The sequence below is a fragment of the Streptomyces albus subsp. chlorinus genome (genome assembly GCF_013302895.1).
Classification (GTDB): domain Bacteria; phylum Actinomycetota; class Actinomycetes; order Streptomycetales; family Streptomycetaceae; genus Streptomyces; species Streptomyces chlorinus.
This window is the reverse complement of the sequence record NZ_VJOK01000001.1, coordinates 6,280,419-6,295,728: the sequence shown is the minus strand read 5'-3', so window position 1 is coordinate 6,295,728 and position 15,310 is coordinate 6,280,419. Positions and strand designations below refer to the sequence as shown.

General features: G+C 73.4%; 11 protein-coding genes. 8 read left to right on the top strand and 3 right to left on the bottom strand.

Annotated elements, in window-relative coordinates; all coding sequences use genetic code 11:
* The first annotated feature begins 102 nt into the window (after nucleotides 1-102).
* The 5 genes from FM076_RS27275 to FM076_RS27255 all read left to right on the top strand — a co-directional run bounded on the left by FM076_RS27275 (nucleotide 103) and on the right by FM076_RS27255 (nucleotide 7,897).
* Complete coding sequence (locus FM076_RS27275) at nucleotides 103-3,849, top strand: nitrate reductase subunit alpha (RefSeq protein WP_173873532.1); 3,747 nt, start codon at nucleotides 103-105, stop codon at nucleotides 3,847-3,849.
* A 5-nt stretch (nucleotides 3,850-3,854) separates the two neighbouring features.
* Nucleotides 3,855-5,570, top strand: a complete 1,716-nt coding sequence (narH, locus tag FM076_RS27270) for a nitrate reductase subunit beta (RefSeq protein WP_243274650.1) — start codon at nucleotides 3,855-3,857, stop codon at nucleotides 5,568-5,570.
* A complete protein-coding gene (gene narJ, locus FM076_RS27265; protein WP_173873531.1) occupies nucleotides 5,567-6,202 on the top strand; it encodes a nitrate reductase molybdenum cofactor assembly chaperone in 636 nt (211 codons plus the stop codon). The genes narH and narJ overlap by 4 nt, the downstream gene beginning before the upstream one ends.
* Nucleotides 6,199-6,930, top strand: a complete 732-nt coding sequence (gene narI, locus FM076_RS27260) for a respiratory nitrate reductase subunit gamma (protein WP_173873530.1) — start codon at nucleotides 6,199-6,201, stop codon at nucleotides 6,928-6,930. Before narJ ends, narI begins: the two co-directional genes overlap by 4 nt.
* Nucleotides 6,931-7,048: 118 nt before the next feature.
* Nucleotides 7,049-7,897 (top strand): metallophosphoesterase family protein, encoded by an 849-nt coding sequence (locus FM076_RS27255; RefSeq protein WP_173873529.1) that lies wholly within the window; start codon nucleotides 7,049-7,051, stop codon nucleotides 7,895-7,897.
* A gap of 25 nt (nucleotides 7,898-7,922) precedes the next feature.
* Here the strand turns inward: FM076_RS27255 and FM076_RS27250 are convergent, their stop codons facing one another.
* From FM076_RS27250 to FM076_RS34750, 3 genes are read right to left on the bottom strand one after another with little or no spacing between them, the layout of a single operon-like run.
* Nucleotides 7,923-9,662, bottom strand: a complete 1,740-nt coding sequence (locus FM076_RS27250; RefSeq protein ID WP_243274649.1) for a hypothetical protein — start codon at nucleotides 9,660-9,662, stop codon at nucleotides 7,923-7,925.
* Nucleotides 9,659-10,357 (bottom strand): ABC transporter ATP-binding protein, encoded by a 699-nt coding sequence (locus FM076_RS27245; protein WP_173873528.1) that lies wholly within the window; start codon nucleotides 10,355-10,357, stop codon nucleotides 9,659-9,661. The genes FM076_RS27250 and FM076_RS27245 overlap by 4 nt, the downstream gene beginning before the upstream one ends.
* Nucleotides 10,354-10,488, bottom strand: a complete 135-nt coding sequence (locus tag FM076_RS34750) for a hypothetical protein (protein ID WP_274598859.1) — start codon at nucleotides 10,486-10,488, stop codon at nucleotides 10,354-10,356. Before FM076_RS34750 ends, FM076_RS27245 begins: the two co-directional genes overlap by 4 nt.
* A gap of 571 nt (nucleotides 10,489-11,059) precedes the next feature.
* Here FM076_RS34750 and FM076_RS27240 point away from each other — a divergent pair.
* The 3 genes from FM076_RS27240 to FM076_RS27230 form a co-directional block, all read left to right on the top strand.
* Complete coding sequence (locus FM076_RS27240) at nucleotides 11,060-13,435, top strand: fibronectin type III domain-containing protein (protein WP_173873527.1); 2,376 nt, start codon at nucleotides 11,060-11,062, stop codon at nucleotides 13,433-13,435.
* Nucleotides 13,426-14,424 carry an AAA family ATPase gene (locus tag FM076_RS27235; protein ID WP_428815057.1) on the top strand — a complete coding sequence of 333 codons (999 nt, stop codon included), beginning with the start codon at nucleotides 13,426-13,428 and terminating at the stop codon, nucleotides 14,422-14,424. Before FM076_RS27240 ends, FM076_RS27235 begins: the two co-directional genes overlap by 10 nt.
* Nucleotides 14,424-15,310 (top strand): DUF58 domain-containing protein (locus FM076_RS27230; RefSeq protein ID WP_173875047.1); only part of this gene is annotated, 887 nt, incomplete at its 3' end. The genes FM076_RS27235 and FM076_RS27230, both read left to right, overlap by 1 nt.

The following is a 15,310-nucleotide window of genomic DNA, read 5'->3' as shown; positions in this document are numbered from 1 at the left end:
CTCCTGTGACCAGGGACAGGCTGTGTCCGGAACGGGGGAGTTCCGGATCGCGGAAGGGGCTCCTCCGTGCCGTGTGCGCGGAGGCCCGGAAGGGTTGGATTCATGCGACGCCTCAAAGCGCGTCAAGAAGCGGAGAAAGCCGCCCTGGCGGCCACCGACCGATTGCTCAGGGCGGGAACGGCGCTGCGGCGCACGGTCACCACACCGGACCTGCGTGCCGCCTACCGCACCGACCAGCCGGTCAACGACAGCCCGTACCGGGAGCGGTGGGCCCATGACAAGGTCGTCCGCTCCACCCACGGTGTCAACTGCACCGGGTCGTGCTCGTGGAAGGTGTACGTCAAGGACGGTCTGATCACCTGGGAGACCCAGCAGACGGACTACCCCTCGGTCGGCCCGGACCGGCCCGAGTACGAACCGCGGGGCTGTCCGCGCGGGGCCTCGTTCTCCTGGTACACCTACTCGCCCACCCGGGTGCGCTACCCGCACGCGCGCGGCGTGCTGGTGGAGATGTACCGGGAGGCCAGGGAGCGGCTGGGCGATCCGGTGGCCGCCTGGGCGGAGATCACCGGTGATCCCGGAAAGAGGCGGCGCTACCAGTCGGCGCGCGGCAAGGGCGGGCTGGTGCGCATCGGCTGGGACGAGGCGCTGGAGATCGCCGCGGCGGCGCATGTGCACACCATCGCCGCCTACGGTCCCGACCGGGTGGCCGGTTTCTCCCCCATCCCCGCGATGTCCATGGCCTCGCACGCGGTCGGCGCGCGCTTCATGTCGCTGATCGGCGCCCCGATGCTGTCGTTCTACGACTGGTACGCGGATCTGCCCATCGCCTCCCCGCAGGTCTTCGGCGACCAGACGGACGTGCCCGAGTCGGGCGACTGGTGGGACGCGGCCTATCTGATGCTGTGGGGCTCCAACGTCCCGGTCACCAGGACGCCGGACGCGCACTGGATGGCCGAGGCCCGCTACCGGGGCCAGAAGGTGGTCGTCGTCTCGCCGGACTACGCGGACGCCACCAAGTTCGCCGACGAATGGCTGCACCCACACCCCGGCACGGACGGCGCGGTCGCGATGGCAATGGGCCACGTCCTCCTCACCGAGTTCTTCGTGCGGCGCCAGGTGCCCTATTTCATCGACTACGTCAAGCGCTTCACCGATCTTCCCTTCCTGGTCGAGATGGAGCGGCGCCCCGACGGCAGCCATGTGCCCGGCAAGTTCGTGACCGCCGCCGACCTCGCGGCGCACCGGCAGGGAGAGCCGGGTGAGGCGGCGGACCGGTGGCGGCCCGTCCTGCTGGACGACGTCACGGGCCGCCCCGTGGCGCCCAACGGCACGCTGGGCGAGCGCTGGTCGCCGCAGGGCAAGGGCCGCTGGAACCTCGACCTGGGCGAGCTGGACCCGCGGCTGACCCTCTACCGGGCGGACGGGTGCGAGGCGGTGGAGACCCTGCTGCCCCGCTTCGAGAGCGCGGACGGAGCGGAGCAGGACGCCTCCCAGGGCACCGTGCGGCGCTCGGTGCCGGTGACGACGGTCGCGGGCCGCACGGTCACCACCGTCTTCGATCTGCTGCTGGCCCGCTACGGCGTGCACCGCACCGGGCTGCCGGGGGACTGGCCGGCCGACTACCAGGACGCGGAGCGGCCCTGCACCCCCGCCTGGCAGGAGCGCCTCACCTCCGTACCGGCGGGCGCGGTGGTCCGCGCCGCCCGGGAGTTCGCCACCACCGCGGAGAAGACCCGGGGCCGCTGCATGATCGTGATGGGCGCCGGGACGAACCACTGGTTCCACTCCGACACCATCTACCGCTCGTTCCTGGCGCTGCTCGCCCTCACCGGCTGCCAGGGCGTCAACGGCGGCGGGTGGGCGCACTACGTCGGCCAGGAGAAGGTGCGCCCGTACGCCGGGTGGCAGCAGATGCAGACGGCCGCCGACTGGGTGCGCCCCTCCCGGCAGATGGCGGGCACGCCCTACTGGTTCCTGCACACCGACCAGTGGCGGTACGAGAGCTACCGTGCGGACGCGCTGGCCTCGCCCACGGGCCGGGGCCTGCTGGCGGGGCGGCACACCGTGGACCTGGTGGCGCAGTCGGCGCGGCTGGGCTGGATGCCCTCCTACCCCACCTTCTCGGCCAACCCGCTGGAACTGGGACGGCGGGTGCGGGAGAGCGGGGCGGAACCGGGGGCCTGGGTGGCCGGCGAACTGGCGTCCGGGCGGCTCGGCTTCGCCTGCGAGGACCCGGACGCGCCTGCCAACTGGCCGCGCGTGCTGACGGTGTGGCGGGCCAACCTGATCGGCTCGTCGGCCAAGGGCAACGAGTTCTTTCTGCGGCACCTGCTGGGGGCGAGCGACAACGCCGGCAGTGAGGAGGCGCCGCCCGACGCGCGTCCCCGCGAGGTGACCTGGCGCCAGGAGGCGCCACGCGGCAAGCTCGACCTGCTGCTGGCCCTCGACTTCCGGATGACCTCGACGACGCTGTACGCCGACCTGGTCCTGCCCGCCGCCACCTGGTACGAGAAGCACGACCTGTCCAGCACGGACATGCACCCCTATGTGCACGCCTTCTCCCCCGCGATCAACCCGCCCTGGCAGGCCCGTACCGACTTCGAGATCTTCCACGGGCTGGCCGCGCGGTTCAGCGAGCTGGCCGAGGGGCGTCTGGATGTCGCCCACGACCTGGTGGCCACCGCGCTCCAGCACGACACACCGGGGGAGACCGCGCAGCCGGGCGGCACCGTGCCGGACTGGCGGGAGGGGGACGCGTTGCCCGTGGCCGGGCACAACCTGCCCGAGCTCACCGTCGTGGAGCGCGACTACACCGCGATCGCGGACAAACTGGCGGCACTCGGCCCGCTGACGGAACGCCACGGCATGACCGTGCGCGGGGTCACCGTCCGCCCGGAGGCGGAGTGCCGCTGGCTGGCGGCCCGCGGCGGTACGGCGCGCGAGGGCGCGGCGCGGGGACGGCCGCTGCTGGACACGGACGTCAAACTGTGCGAGGCGATCCTGGCGCTGTCGGGGACCACCAACGGGCGGCTGGCCGCCGAGGGGCTGCACGAACTGGCTCACCGGTGCGGGCCGGACAGCGGCCTCGACGCGCTGGCCGAGTCGGTGGCCGAGCGGCGCGTGGTCTTCTCCGACACCCAGACACGGCCCGTCCAGGTCGGCACCAGCTTCGAGTGGTCGGGCAAGGAGGCCACCGACCGCCGCTACTCCCCCTTCACCGTCAACACCGAGCACCGCAAGCCCTGGCACACCCTCACCGGCCGCCAGCACTTCTACCTGGACCACGACTGGATGGCCGAACTGGGGGAGCAACTGCCCGTCTACCGGCCGCCGCTGGACCTGGCGGCGCTGGGCGAGCACACCGACCACCCGCACGGGGAGGGTTCGCACGCGGTGACCGTCCGCTACCTCACCCCGCACTCGAAGTGGTCGATCCACTCCGAGTACCAGGAGAACCTGCTGATGCAGACCCTCGCCCGCGGCGGTCCCGTCATCTGGATCGGCGTGGAGGACGCCGCCGCCATCGGCGTGTCCGACAACGACTGGGTCGAGGCGGTCAACGGCAACGGCGTGGTCGCCGCGCGGGCCGTCGTCTCGCACCGGATGCCCCGCGGCACCGTGTTCATGTACCACGTGCAGGAGCGCCTGGTGAACGTGCCGAAGTCGCAGACCACCGGGCGCCGGGGCGGGGTCCACAACGCACTGACCAAACTGCTGGTCAAGCCCACCCATCTGATCGGCGGCTACGCCCAGTTGTCGTTCGCGCCCAACTACTACGGGCCGACCGGCAACCAGCGCGACGCCGTCACCGTCATCCGCCGTCGCACCGAGCCCGTGGAGTACTGATCGTCATGACCGACAGCACCCCCCACCGCCGTACCCGCCGCGGCGGGCGCGCACCCCTCGGCCGGGTGATGGCCCAGGTCGCCATGGTGATGAACCTCGACAAGTGCATCGGCTGCCACACCTGTTCGGTCACCTGCAAGCAGACGTGGACCAACCGGGCCGGCACCGAGTACGTCTGGTTCAACAACGTCGAGACCCGTCCCGGCCTGGGCTACCCCCGCGGCCACGAGGACCAGGAGAAGTGGAAGGGCGGCTGGCGGCTCAAGCACGGCAGGCTGGTGCCCCGCACCGGCGGCCGGGCCCGCCGCCTCGCCCGGCTGTTCGCCAACCCCGAACTGCCCACGCTGGACGACTACTACCAGCCCTGGACCTACGACTACGAGACGCTCACCACGGCCCCGCTCGGCGACGACCTGCCCACCGCACGGCCCCGGTCCCTCATCGACGGTGCCGACACAGAGATCACCTGGGGCCCCAACTGGGACGACGACCTGGGCGGCGGCCCCGGCCCGCTGGCCGCCGACCCGGTGCTCGCACAGCTGGAGAAGGTCGGCGAGCGGGTACGGCTGGAGTACGAGCAGGCGTTCATGTTCTACCTGCCGCGCATCTGCGAGCACTGCCTCAACCCCTCCTGCGTGGCCGTCTGCCCTTCCGGCGCCCTCTACAAGCGCATCGAGGACGGCATCGTGCTGGTCGACCAGGACCGGTGCCGGGGCTGGCGGATGTGCGTGTCCGGCTGCCCGTACAAGAAGGTGTACTTCAACCACCGCACCGGCAAGGCGGAGAAGTGCACCCTGTGCTACCCGCGCATCGAGGCGGGGGAACCCACCGTCTGTTCGGAGACCTGTGTGGGACGGCTGCGCTACCTGGGCATCATGCTCTACGACGCCGACCGGGTGGGCGAGGCCGCGTCCGTCACGGACGAGCGGGAGCTGTACGAGGCGCAGCTGGACTGCTTCCTCGACCCGCACGACCCGGAAGTGGCGCGGGCCGCCGATAAGTCGGGCATCCCCCACGACTGGGTGACCGCGGCGCGCCGCTCCCCCGTGCGCGCCCTCATCAGCGACTACCGGGTGGCGCTGCCGCTGCACCCGGAGTACCGCACCATGCCGATGGTCTGGTACGTGCCGCCCCTCTCGCCCATCGTGGAGGCGCTCAGCCGCGACGGCCACGACGGCGAGGACCCCGCCTGCCTGTTCGGCGCCATCGACTCGCTGCGCATCCCCCTGGAGTACCTGGCGGGACTGTTCACGGCGGGCGACACGGCCCCCGTGGAGGCGGCACTGTGCCGGCTGGCGGCCATGCGCTCCTACATGCGCCGCATCAACCTCGGTGAGGAGCGCGACCCCAGGCTGGCCGAGGCCGTCGGTATGGACGCGGCCCGCATGGAGGAGATGTACCGGCTGCTGGCGCTGGCCAAGTACGAGGAGCGGTACGTCATCCCCACCAGTTACACCGGCGAGGTCCCCCGCGACCCGGGCGAGGCCGGCTGCGGGCTGGAGGGCGAGGGCGGCCCCGGCATGTACGAGGACCCCGCGGACGCCTTCCACGCCCTCTCCCCCCTCCCCGGACAGGCGGCGGCACAGACGTCCGGGACCGCCGGTACGGCTGCGGGTTCCGCCTCCTCCCCCACCAGCGGGCGCCTCAACCTCCTCAACTGGAACGGCAAGGGCCGCCCCGCCGGGCTCTTCCCGCGCCGCCGGGGCGGTGAACAGGCGTGAGCGAGGCGAGCACCCCACTGGTGCACCAGGCCGCTTCCCTCCTGCTGGGCTACCCGGACGCCGAGTGGGACGGCCGGCTGCGCACCGTCGAGACCGCGCTCCTGGCGCTGCCCGACGGCTCCTGTCCGCACACCGCCGGCCTGCTGCGGTTCTGCTCCGAGGTGGCGGCCGTTCCGGCACTGGAGCTGGCGGCCCGCTATGTGGCCACCTTCGACCGCAGCAGACGGCGCACGCTGCACCTGACGTACTACACGGACGGCGACACCCGCAGGCGCGGGGCCACCCTGGCCGCCCTCAAGGCACTGCTGAGGGAACACGGGTGGGAGATGCGCGAGGGGGAACTGCCGGACTTCCTGCCCGGCCTCCTGGAGTTCGCGGCACGCTGTCCGCAGCCGGGCGCCGCCGTACTGGGCGAGCACCGTGCGGCTCTGGCGCTGCTGTCCGGGGCACTGGAGCGGTACGGCAGCCCGTACGCGCACGTGCTGCACGCCGTGCTCGGCACCCTCCCGGCGCCCGCGCCCGCCGAACGCGCCGCCGTCCGCGCACTGGCGCGCAGCGGACCGCCCGCCGAGAGCGTCGGGCTCGACGCCGTCCCCTCCCCCCTGCCCCACCCGGAAGGAGCGCGCCGGTGACACACGTCCACATCGCCCTGTGGGGCGTCCTGCCCTATCTGGTCCTCGGTGTCTTCCTGTGCGGCACGGCATGGCGGTACCGCTACGACCGGTTCGGCTTCACCACCCGTTCCAGCCAGCTGTACGAGAGCCGGCTGCTGCGGGTCGGGGGCCCGCTGTTCCACTACGGGCTGTTCCTGGTGATCGCCGGGCACGCGGTGGGCCTGCTCATCCCCGAGTGGGTGACCGAACGGCTCCGGGTGAGCGAGCACTTCTACCACCTCAACGCCCTGGTGGTCGGCGGCGCGGCGGGCCTCGCGACAGTGGCGGGGCTCGGGGTGCTGCTGTGGCGGCGGCTGCGGGTGAGGGCGGTGCGCGCCGCGACCAGCCGCAGCGACCGTCTCGTCCACCCGCTGCTGCTGGCGGTGCTGCTGGCCGGGCTGACGGCCACCGCCTCCAGCGCGGCCTCCGGCAGCTACGACTACCGCATGGGCGTGTCCGTGTGGTTCCGCAGCCTCTTCGAGCTGGAGCCGGACGTGGCGGCCATGCGCGCGGCACCGCTCCCCTACCAGGTGCACGCGCTGCTCGCCATGGGGCTGTTCGCCCTGTGGCCGTTCAGCAGGCTGGTGCACGCCTTCACCGTCCCGCTGGGCTACCTGGCCCGCCCGTACATCGTCTACCGCTCCCGTGGGCGCGCGGTCCGGCAGGCGGCGCGGGACGGTTCCCCGGCACGGCCCGGGACACGGTAGCCGTCCCGGCGGCGGAACCGCCCCTCCCGACGGGCCTCCCGCGTCCCCCTGCGCACCGCCGGCACCGGCGATATCGTCGGTGCCGGCACGGGGACGCGGGGGACCGAGGGGGAGCCGCATGACGACTGGCCAGGGCCGCCTGCTGGCGGTCAGCGACCTGCATGTGGGCATGGCCGGCAACAAGCCCGTCACCGAGTCGCTGCGGCCGTCCTCGGACGAGGACTGGCTGATCGTCGCGGGGGACGTCGGTGAGGTGTTCGCCGACATCGAGTGGGCCCTGCGCCTGCTCGCCGGGCGCTTCGCCCGCGTCATCTGGACACCGGGCAACCACGAGCTGTGGACGCCGCGCAGCGACCCCGTCCAGTCGCGCGGCGCCGAGCGGTACGCCCGTCTGGTCGAGCTGTGCCGGTCGCTGGGCGTGCTCACCCCGGAGGACCCGTACGCGCGCTGGCGAGGGCCAGGCGGCGAGGTCGTGGTCGCACCGCTGTTCCTGCTGTACGACTACACCTTCCGCGCCCCCGGGACGCACACCAAGGAGGAGTCGCTGGCCCGCGCCCGCGAGAGGGGTGTGGTGTGCACCGACGAGTACCTGCTGCACCCCGACCCGTACCCCGGCGTGGACGCCTGGTGCCGTGCCCGGGTGGCGGCCACCCGGGCACGGCTCGACGCCCTCGGGCCGGACACCCCGCTCGTGCTGGCCTCCCACTGGCCGCTCCTGCGGGAGCCGACGGACATCATGTGGTACCCGGAGTTCGCCCAGTGGTGCGGTACCGAGCTGACGGCCGGCTGGCACACCAGGTATCCGGTGGCCGTCGCCGTCTACGGCCACCTCCACATCCCCCGCACCACCCACCACGACGGGGTGCGCTTCGAGGAGGTCTCCCTCGGCTACCCGAGGGAGTGGCGCCGCAGAGGCCACCCGCGGGGCCTGCTGCGCCAGATCCTGCCCGAGCCGCACGGCGGTTGAGGGTGGCCGCGCCCGGGTCCCGCTCTCAGCCCGCCGCCCGGTGGAGCTTGCGCGCCTGCCGAGCGGCGGCGAAGAGCAGCGCCAGGGTGACCCCCACCGCGGCCGTCACCGGCCGCGCCACGTCCCCCGCCGACGCCCCCGCCTCCAGCGCGCCGCTCAGCCCCAGCCCCGCGGTCAGCGGCCCGACCGCGGACAGGAACGGCGTGGCGTACCAGAACAGGAAGACGAAGACGCTGGCGTCGCCGGCGGGAGTGACCAGCCCCAGCGACAGCAGCTCCGTCCGTACCGGGCCGCGTACCGCCGCCAGCACCGCGGAGGCGGCGAACGGAGCGGCGCACAGGGGCATCAGCAGCAGCGCCCACCCACCGCCGCGCAGCGCGAACGGTACGGCGGCCACCAGCGCGAGCACCGCGCCGGCCAGCGCGGGCACCACCGCGTGCTGGAGCATCAGGGAGGCGAGGCGGAACGGCGACCAGGAGGAGCGGCGCACATCGTCCGCCTCCAGTCGCGCGGTCTCCGCGAGCCTGCCCACCCCGAACCAGCCCAGGGTCAGCGCCCCGGCGAGGACGGCCACCCGTGCCGTCCCGTCCAGCGCCACCGCCGGCCCCGCGGTACCGGCCGCCGCGGCAATCCACAGGGCGGCGCTCACGGCTCGTTCGGGGGCGCGCAGGAGTGCGACGGCGTCCCGCCACACGACGACGAGCCGGCGCGAACGCGGCATCGGCAGGCGGCGGCGCGGAGTACCGGACGCACCGTCCGCGAGCGCTTCGGTGACCGCGAGTCTGGCGGCACGCAGTTCGGCCGTCCACAGGACGGAGGCCACCGTCGCCGCCGTGGCGGCGCGGGCGCGCAGCCGCCGGGTGGGGATCGTCCCGGCCGTCGCGACGGCGTGCACGAGGGCCGCTGCCGTGACGGCGGCCAGCAGCAGGACGGCCAACTGCCAGCCGTCGGTGCGCACACCGGCCGCGTGCAGCACCGGCTGCGCGGCCCAGCCCCACGGCCCGGACCACAGCTCGACCGTCTCGGCCACCGCCGACCGCCGCCCTGTCGCCGCCAGCGCCGCCTGTGCGGCGAGCGCGGCCACCAGCAGCACGGCGTACGGCGTGAGCACCCGCACGCGGCGCGCGAGCCCGACGCCGCGCTCCACCTGGAGGGCGAGCGCGGCGGCCAGCACCGGCAGGCACACTCCGGCGGGCAGGCACAGCAGCAGCGCGGGCCCCAGTTCCCCCAGGCCGGTCAGCCGCAGCAGCACGGCACCGCCCGCCGCGCACAGCACCCCGGCGGCCGTCATCAGTAGCACCGTCAGCCGGAACGCGGGCCGCAGCACCCTCTCGCGTCGCACCGGCTGGGCCAGCAGCCAGGACACGTCATGGCGCGGCACCAGCACGGGCCCCCGCCACAGGGCGTCCCGCGCCGCGAGCACCGCCAGCCCGCACGCCCCCAGGACCAAAGCGGCCGGAAGGGCGCGGCGTATCGCCTCCAGGGTGCCCTCCTGCGCGGCGAGGTGCCCGAGTCGCTGGACGAAGCGGTAGCCCAGCGTGCTGCCGTAGCCGACGCAGAACAGCAGTACGGCGTAACCGGTGACGGCCAGGTCACGGTTGCGCCGGCCGCGGTGGGCCCGGCGTTTGGCACGCAGCCAGCGCAGTGTCTCAGGGGTGCGGTCGTACTCGGTGCTCCAGGCTGCGCTGTCGGCCTCCTCCGTGCCCTCGGTCTCCTCGCCGGTCACGTCGCCGTCCCGGAGCCCCGCCGCGCCGGCCGCGCTCACGCCGCGCCGTCCAGTTCGTCCAGCACGCCGGGACCGCCCTCGGCCAGGACCCGGCCGTCCTCCAGGACGACGACGTGATCGGCGACCGCGTGCACGAGTTCGGCTTGGTGGGTGGCCAGCAGAACGGCGACCCCGTCGTCCTTCTCGCCGCGCAGCAGCTCCGCGAGACGGGTCCGGGCCCCCGGGTCGAGCCGCTGCTCGGGTTCGTCCAGCACGAGCAGGTCGCGGGGGCGGACGAGAGCCGCGGCGAGCTGGAGTGCCTGTGTCTGGCCGGAGGAGAGGGCGGAGGGCAGCTGGTCGGCGTGGCCGGTGAGACGGCGGTCGGCGAGCACCTGGTCGATCCAGGCGCCCGCGCCGGCCACGTCGTGCGCCACGGTGATCAGTTCGAGGTGGTCGCGCACCGTCAGGTCCGGGTAGAAGGCGACGGTGTCCCCCACGACGGCGACCCGGGCCCGCACCTGCGGATCGTCCTCGTCCACGGGCCCGCCGTCGAACAGGACCTCCCCTGTCGTCGGCCGGTCGCGCCCGCAGGCCAGGCGCAGCAGTGTCGACTTGCCCGATCCGTTGTGCCCGAACAGCGCGGTGCAGGTGCCCGGCAGCACCTCCAGGTCCAGCGGGTGGAGCGCCTCCCTCTCCCCGTAGCGGCGGCTGACCCCGCTCAGCCGCAGGAGCGGCGCCTGCTGTGTTCCCCTCATCCTTGCGTGCCGCCCGGCCGGTGCGGTGTGCGCACGACGACGTCCTCGCCGGGGAAGGTCTCCTCCCGCGCGGGCGTGATGCCCACTCGCGCGGCGGCCTTCGCCGAGGCGGTGTTCCCTTGGGCGATCACGGCGGTGAGGTACGGCTCGCCGTGAACGACGCCACGTACCCGGTGACTTCGGGGTGGGAGTGCGGCGCCACGAACGCGTCGGGACCCTCCGGCGTCCACGGTCGCGGCACCATCCGGCTCCGCCTCGATCACCGCCCGGCCGCCCGCACCACCGGCGCCGGAATGTTCGCAAAGCCCCATGCCCGCCATGGTGTCAGACGCCCGTACGCATGATCACCCCCACCGGCCGGCCCCGCCGCCCCTCCGGACGTCTCCGGGCGGCCGCCAGTAGGAGGTCAGGCCGGCGCCGCGCGTTCGGACGGCGCGGTGGCGGATACGGCGTACCGGGGCACGGCTGCCGTGCGGACGGGCAGGCCGGGCCGGTGCGAAGGCCCGGTCGCACCACCGCTGGGCCGCCCTGCGACCGCGCCTGGTGCGAGTGACGGGTCGGCGGTGTCGGTGCCGCACGTCATACTCGTGTCACAGCAGGCGAACGACGCTGACCCAGGACCGGGTTGGTTGGTTAACCTTCAAGGGCGGCGCACCGCGTGCGGTGCGGGTGTGCGGAAGTGACGGGGAGGGGGACACGTCGATGCCGGAGGCTCGGGGGAGCAGCTCCGAAGAGAGCCGGACGCCAGGGCTGCGTCCGCGGCGGCTCGTCGACGAGACGGCGACGGGCGAGGGGGAGCGCGGCCCGCGGGGGTTCGCGGCGCTGAGGGCCCGGTGCGCGGGGCTGGCCGCCTCGGCCTGGGCGGCCGTGCGGCCCAGCCGGCGCCGCGCGACGGGTTACATCGCGCTGTGTTCGGTGGGAGCGCTGGTCGGTACGTCCGTGGTGGTCGGTTCGGGCAAGGCGGGCGCCGTGCCCGACCTCGCCGACATCGGCGCCTGGCTGACGAGTTCCCGCACCGGTGAGGCCGCGCACGCCAACGGGCTGACCGGTGACGTGGACGGCAAGGTCAAGCTGCCCGGGATGGGCGACCACCCGGTCTCCATCTCGCAGGACGGCAAGACCGTGCTGGTCCTGGACGAGAAGACGGGCAAGCTCGTCCGTATCGACCCCTCCCAGCTGACCGTCGAGCAGTCCTCGCGCTACGGCTCGGGGCTCCAGTTGGTGTCCGGCGGCTCGTACGCGTATCTCGTCGACCCGGTCGAGGCACGGGTGCAGCGCATCGACCCGGTGCGCACGACACCGGTCGGCGCCGCCGTCGATCTGGGCGCCGGCCCGCTGGGCAAGGCGGTCGCCGACCCGAAGGGCACCCTGTGGGTCCCGGTGCCCGGCAAGGGGAAGGTGGTGCCGTTCCCGCGCGGGAAGAAGGCCCCGGGCATCAAGGTGGCATCCTCCGGCGGCAAGCCGTCGACGCTGGTGATGACTCTCGCGGACGGCCGCCCGGTGGTGACGGACACCAAGGGCGGGACGGTCACGCTCCTCAAGCGCACGGGCACCGGGATGCGCTTCAAGCTGCCGAAGGCGATCACCAGCGCGCCCGCCGGCTCGGTGCTGGTCCCGGCCTCGACAGCCGGTGACGTGGTGCCCGTACTCGCCCGCAAGTCCGGCCACATGACGCTGGTGGACACCCGCACGGGCTCGCTGACCAGCGCTCCCCTGGGCGCGGGCAACCACGAGTACGGCATACCCCAGGTGCTCGGTTCCAAGGTGTACGTGCCCGACCACAGCAACGGAACGCTGAAGGTGTACGACACCGAGGCGTCCGCGATCACCAAGCCGGTCAAGGTGACCGGCGAGCCCGGCAAGCTGGACCTGTTCGTCCGCGACGGGCTGCTGTGGGTCAACGACGAGGACAACGAGACCGCCGTCGTCATCAACTCCGCCGGCCGCGTCAACCGCGTGCACAAATACGACACGGACGTACCCTCCGGCCGCAGGCCCAAGGAGAACGACCCGCCGGGCGACAGCGGCAGGCGGGACCCGGCGCCCGGATCCGACGCGCCGAACCCGGACCCCCAGGGCCCCACGGGTCCGGGGCGCGACGACACACCCTCGGGCCCCGAGGCTCCGGTGGAGAAGCCGGACCGGGGCGGCCGGCCCGCGTCCGACCCGAAGGAGTCCCGGAAACCGGAGAAGCCGCAGAAGCCGGACGGGGACAAGAACAAGGAGGAGCCCGCCGACGCCCAGCCACCGGGCACCCCGCAGGCACAGTCCGGTCCCGGCGTCATCACCGTCTCCTTCGCGCCCTCCCCCGGTGTGAAGCCGACCGGGTACCAGCTGAAGGGCGCACCGCCCGGCGCCGAGGTGAAGCCGGGGAAGGTCGGTCCCGACGGCCCGTTCACCTTCGAGGTGAACGGCGGCTCCTGCGACCAGCAGTACAGCTTCACGGTGGAGGCGGAGTTCTCGGACGGGCAGACGAAGGAGTCGGCACGCTCCGTGCCCACGCGGCCGTGTGTGGCGCCAGGTGCGCCGCAGAACGTCAAGACGGCGTTCCCGCAGGGCGGCCGGGCCATCAACCTGACCTGGCAGCCGCCCGCCAACGCGGGCAACGGCACCACGTACACGGTGGGGGGCGCGGGCAAGCCGCCGCAGGCCGGCCTGACCCGGCCCAAGGCGACCGTCTCCGGACTGATGAACAACCGGACCTACAACCTCACCGTCGCCGCCACCAACGCGGCCGGCTCGGGCGGGACCACCCCGGTGTCGGTGGACCTGTCGAATCCGCGGAACATCCGCGTCACGGACAACACCGACGACGGCAACGAGGTCGGCGTGCGCAACGAGCCCAGCACCCGGACCGGAGGGCGCGCGGGACAGATCCCGCCCGGGGACACGCCCATGCTGAAGGTGATCTGCCAGGTGGAGGGGACCGAGGAGACCCACGACACCTACAACTGGAAGAGCAAGGTCTGGGACCGCATCGAATGGAACGGCAAGACCGCCTACATCAGTGATCTGTGGGTGGGCACCAGCAAGCACCGCGAAGGGCAGTTCTCCCCGGAGGTATGGCCGTGCGACTAGAGAACCAGCAACCCGCGCCGGCCGCCTCCGCGGAGTCCGTGGCGCTGCTCGCCCAGTGCTTCCACGCGCTCGGCGACAACATCGAGCGTGTCGTCAAGGGCAAGCGTGACACGGTCGAACTGGCCCTGGTGTGCCTCTTCTCCGAGGGGCATCTGCTGATCGAGGACGTGCCGGGGACCGGCAAGACGACGCTGGCGCGCTGTCTGGCCGCCTCGCTGGAAGCCAGCTGGCACCGTGTGCAGTTCACGCCGGACCTGCTGCCCTCGGACATCACCGGGGTGACGATCTACCGGCAGAACACCGGTGCGTTCGAGTTCCTGCCGGGTCCGGTGTTCGCGAACATCGTCCTCGGCGACGAGATCAACCGCGCCTCGCCCAAGACGCAGTCCGCGATGCTGGAGGTCATGGAGGAGCGCCAGGTCACCGCGGACGGCAGCACGCACCCGGTGCCCCGCCCCTTCATGGTGATCGCCACGCAGAACTCGGTGGACATGGGCGGGACGTATCCGCTGCCGGAGGCGCAGCTCGACCGGTTCCTGATGCAGGTCACGCTCGGCTACCCGGACCACGCGTCCGAGGTGGCCGTGCTGTCGGGCGCCGCGTCGCAGACGAGCATCGAGCAGCTGCCGACCATCGCGACGGGCAAGCACATCGCGGAGTTCATCCAGGTCGCCCGGCGGATCCAGGTGGCGCCGCAGCTGTACGACTACCTGGTGCGGGTGGTGGCGGCCACGCGCGCGCTGCCCGAGGTGCGGCTGGGCGCCAGCCCGCGCGGCTCGGTGGCGCTGCTGCGCGCCGTGCGGGTGCGGGCCGCGTCGCAGGGCCGGACGTACGCGCTGCCGGAGGACGTCAAGGCGCTGGCGGGCCCGGTGCTGGCCCACCGGCTCATCCTGACCCCCGAGGCGGAACTGAGCGGACGCACGGGCTCCGATGTCATCGCGGAGGCGCTGGCGACGGTTCCGGTACCACAGGCGGGAGCCCGGGTCTGATGCTGTCGCCGACGGGTTGGGGGGCACTGGTCGGCGGCGTGGCACTCACCGGGGCCGGGTACGGCCTGGGGTACCAGGAGGCGGCCGTTCTCGGACTGGCCTGCCTGCTCGCGGTGGGCGCGGCGCTCGTGTGGACGGGACGGGCACCGCGCCTGACGGTGCGCCGGCGGGTCACACCACGCAAGGTGGCCCGCGGGGACAGCGCCGAGGGAACCGTCACCCTCACCAGCGCACAGGGCCGCACCCGCCGCGGTCTGGAGCTGACCGACAGCTGCGGTGAGACGGCACTCACGCTGCGTGTGCCGCCGCTGGCCGCGGGCGCCGAGCACACCGTGCGCTACGCGCTGCCCACCGAGCGGCGCGGGCGCCTCGCGCTGGGCCCGGTGCGCCTGGAGCGCACGGACCCGCTGGGGCTCGCCCGCCGGGTGCGGGTGTTCGGGCACCGGGAGGGCGGTACGGACACGCTGCTGGTGCGGCCCCGGGTGTGCCTGCTGCCGGTGCTGCCCTCCGGCACGGCACACCATCTGGAGGGGCCGACCTCGGACACCGCGGACGAGGGCTCGCTGACCTTCCACGCGCTGCGCGAGTACGTGCTCGGTGACGATCTGCGCCGGGTGCACTGGCGTTCCTCGGCACGGACCGGCACGCTGATGGTCAAACAGCTGGTGGACGTCTCGCTGCCGCACACCACCGTGGTACTGGACACCCGCTCCGCCGCGTACCGCACGGAGGACGACTTCGAGTTGGCCGTGGACTGCGCCGCCTCCGTGGCGTTCGCCGCCGCCCGCTCCAACTTCCCCGTGGACGTCCTCAGCGAGAGCGGTCCCGTGCTGCGGACCGACGGCGCGGGCGGCAGCGACGCGGAGGCGCTGCTCGACCGGCTGGC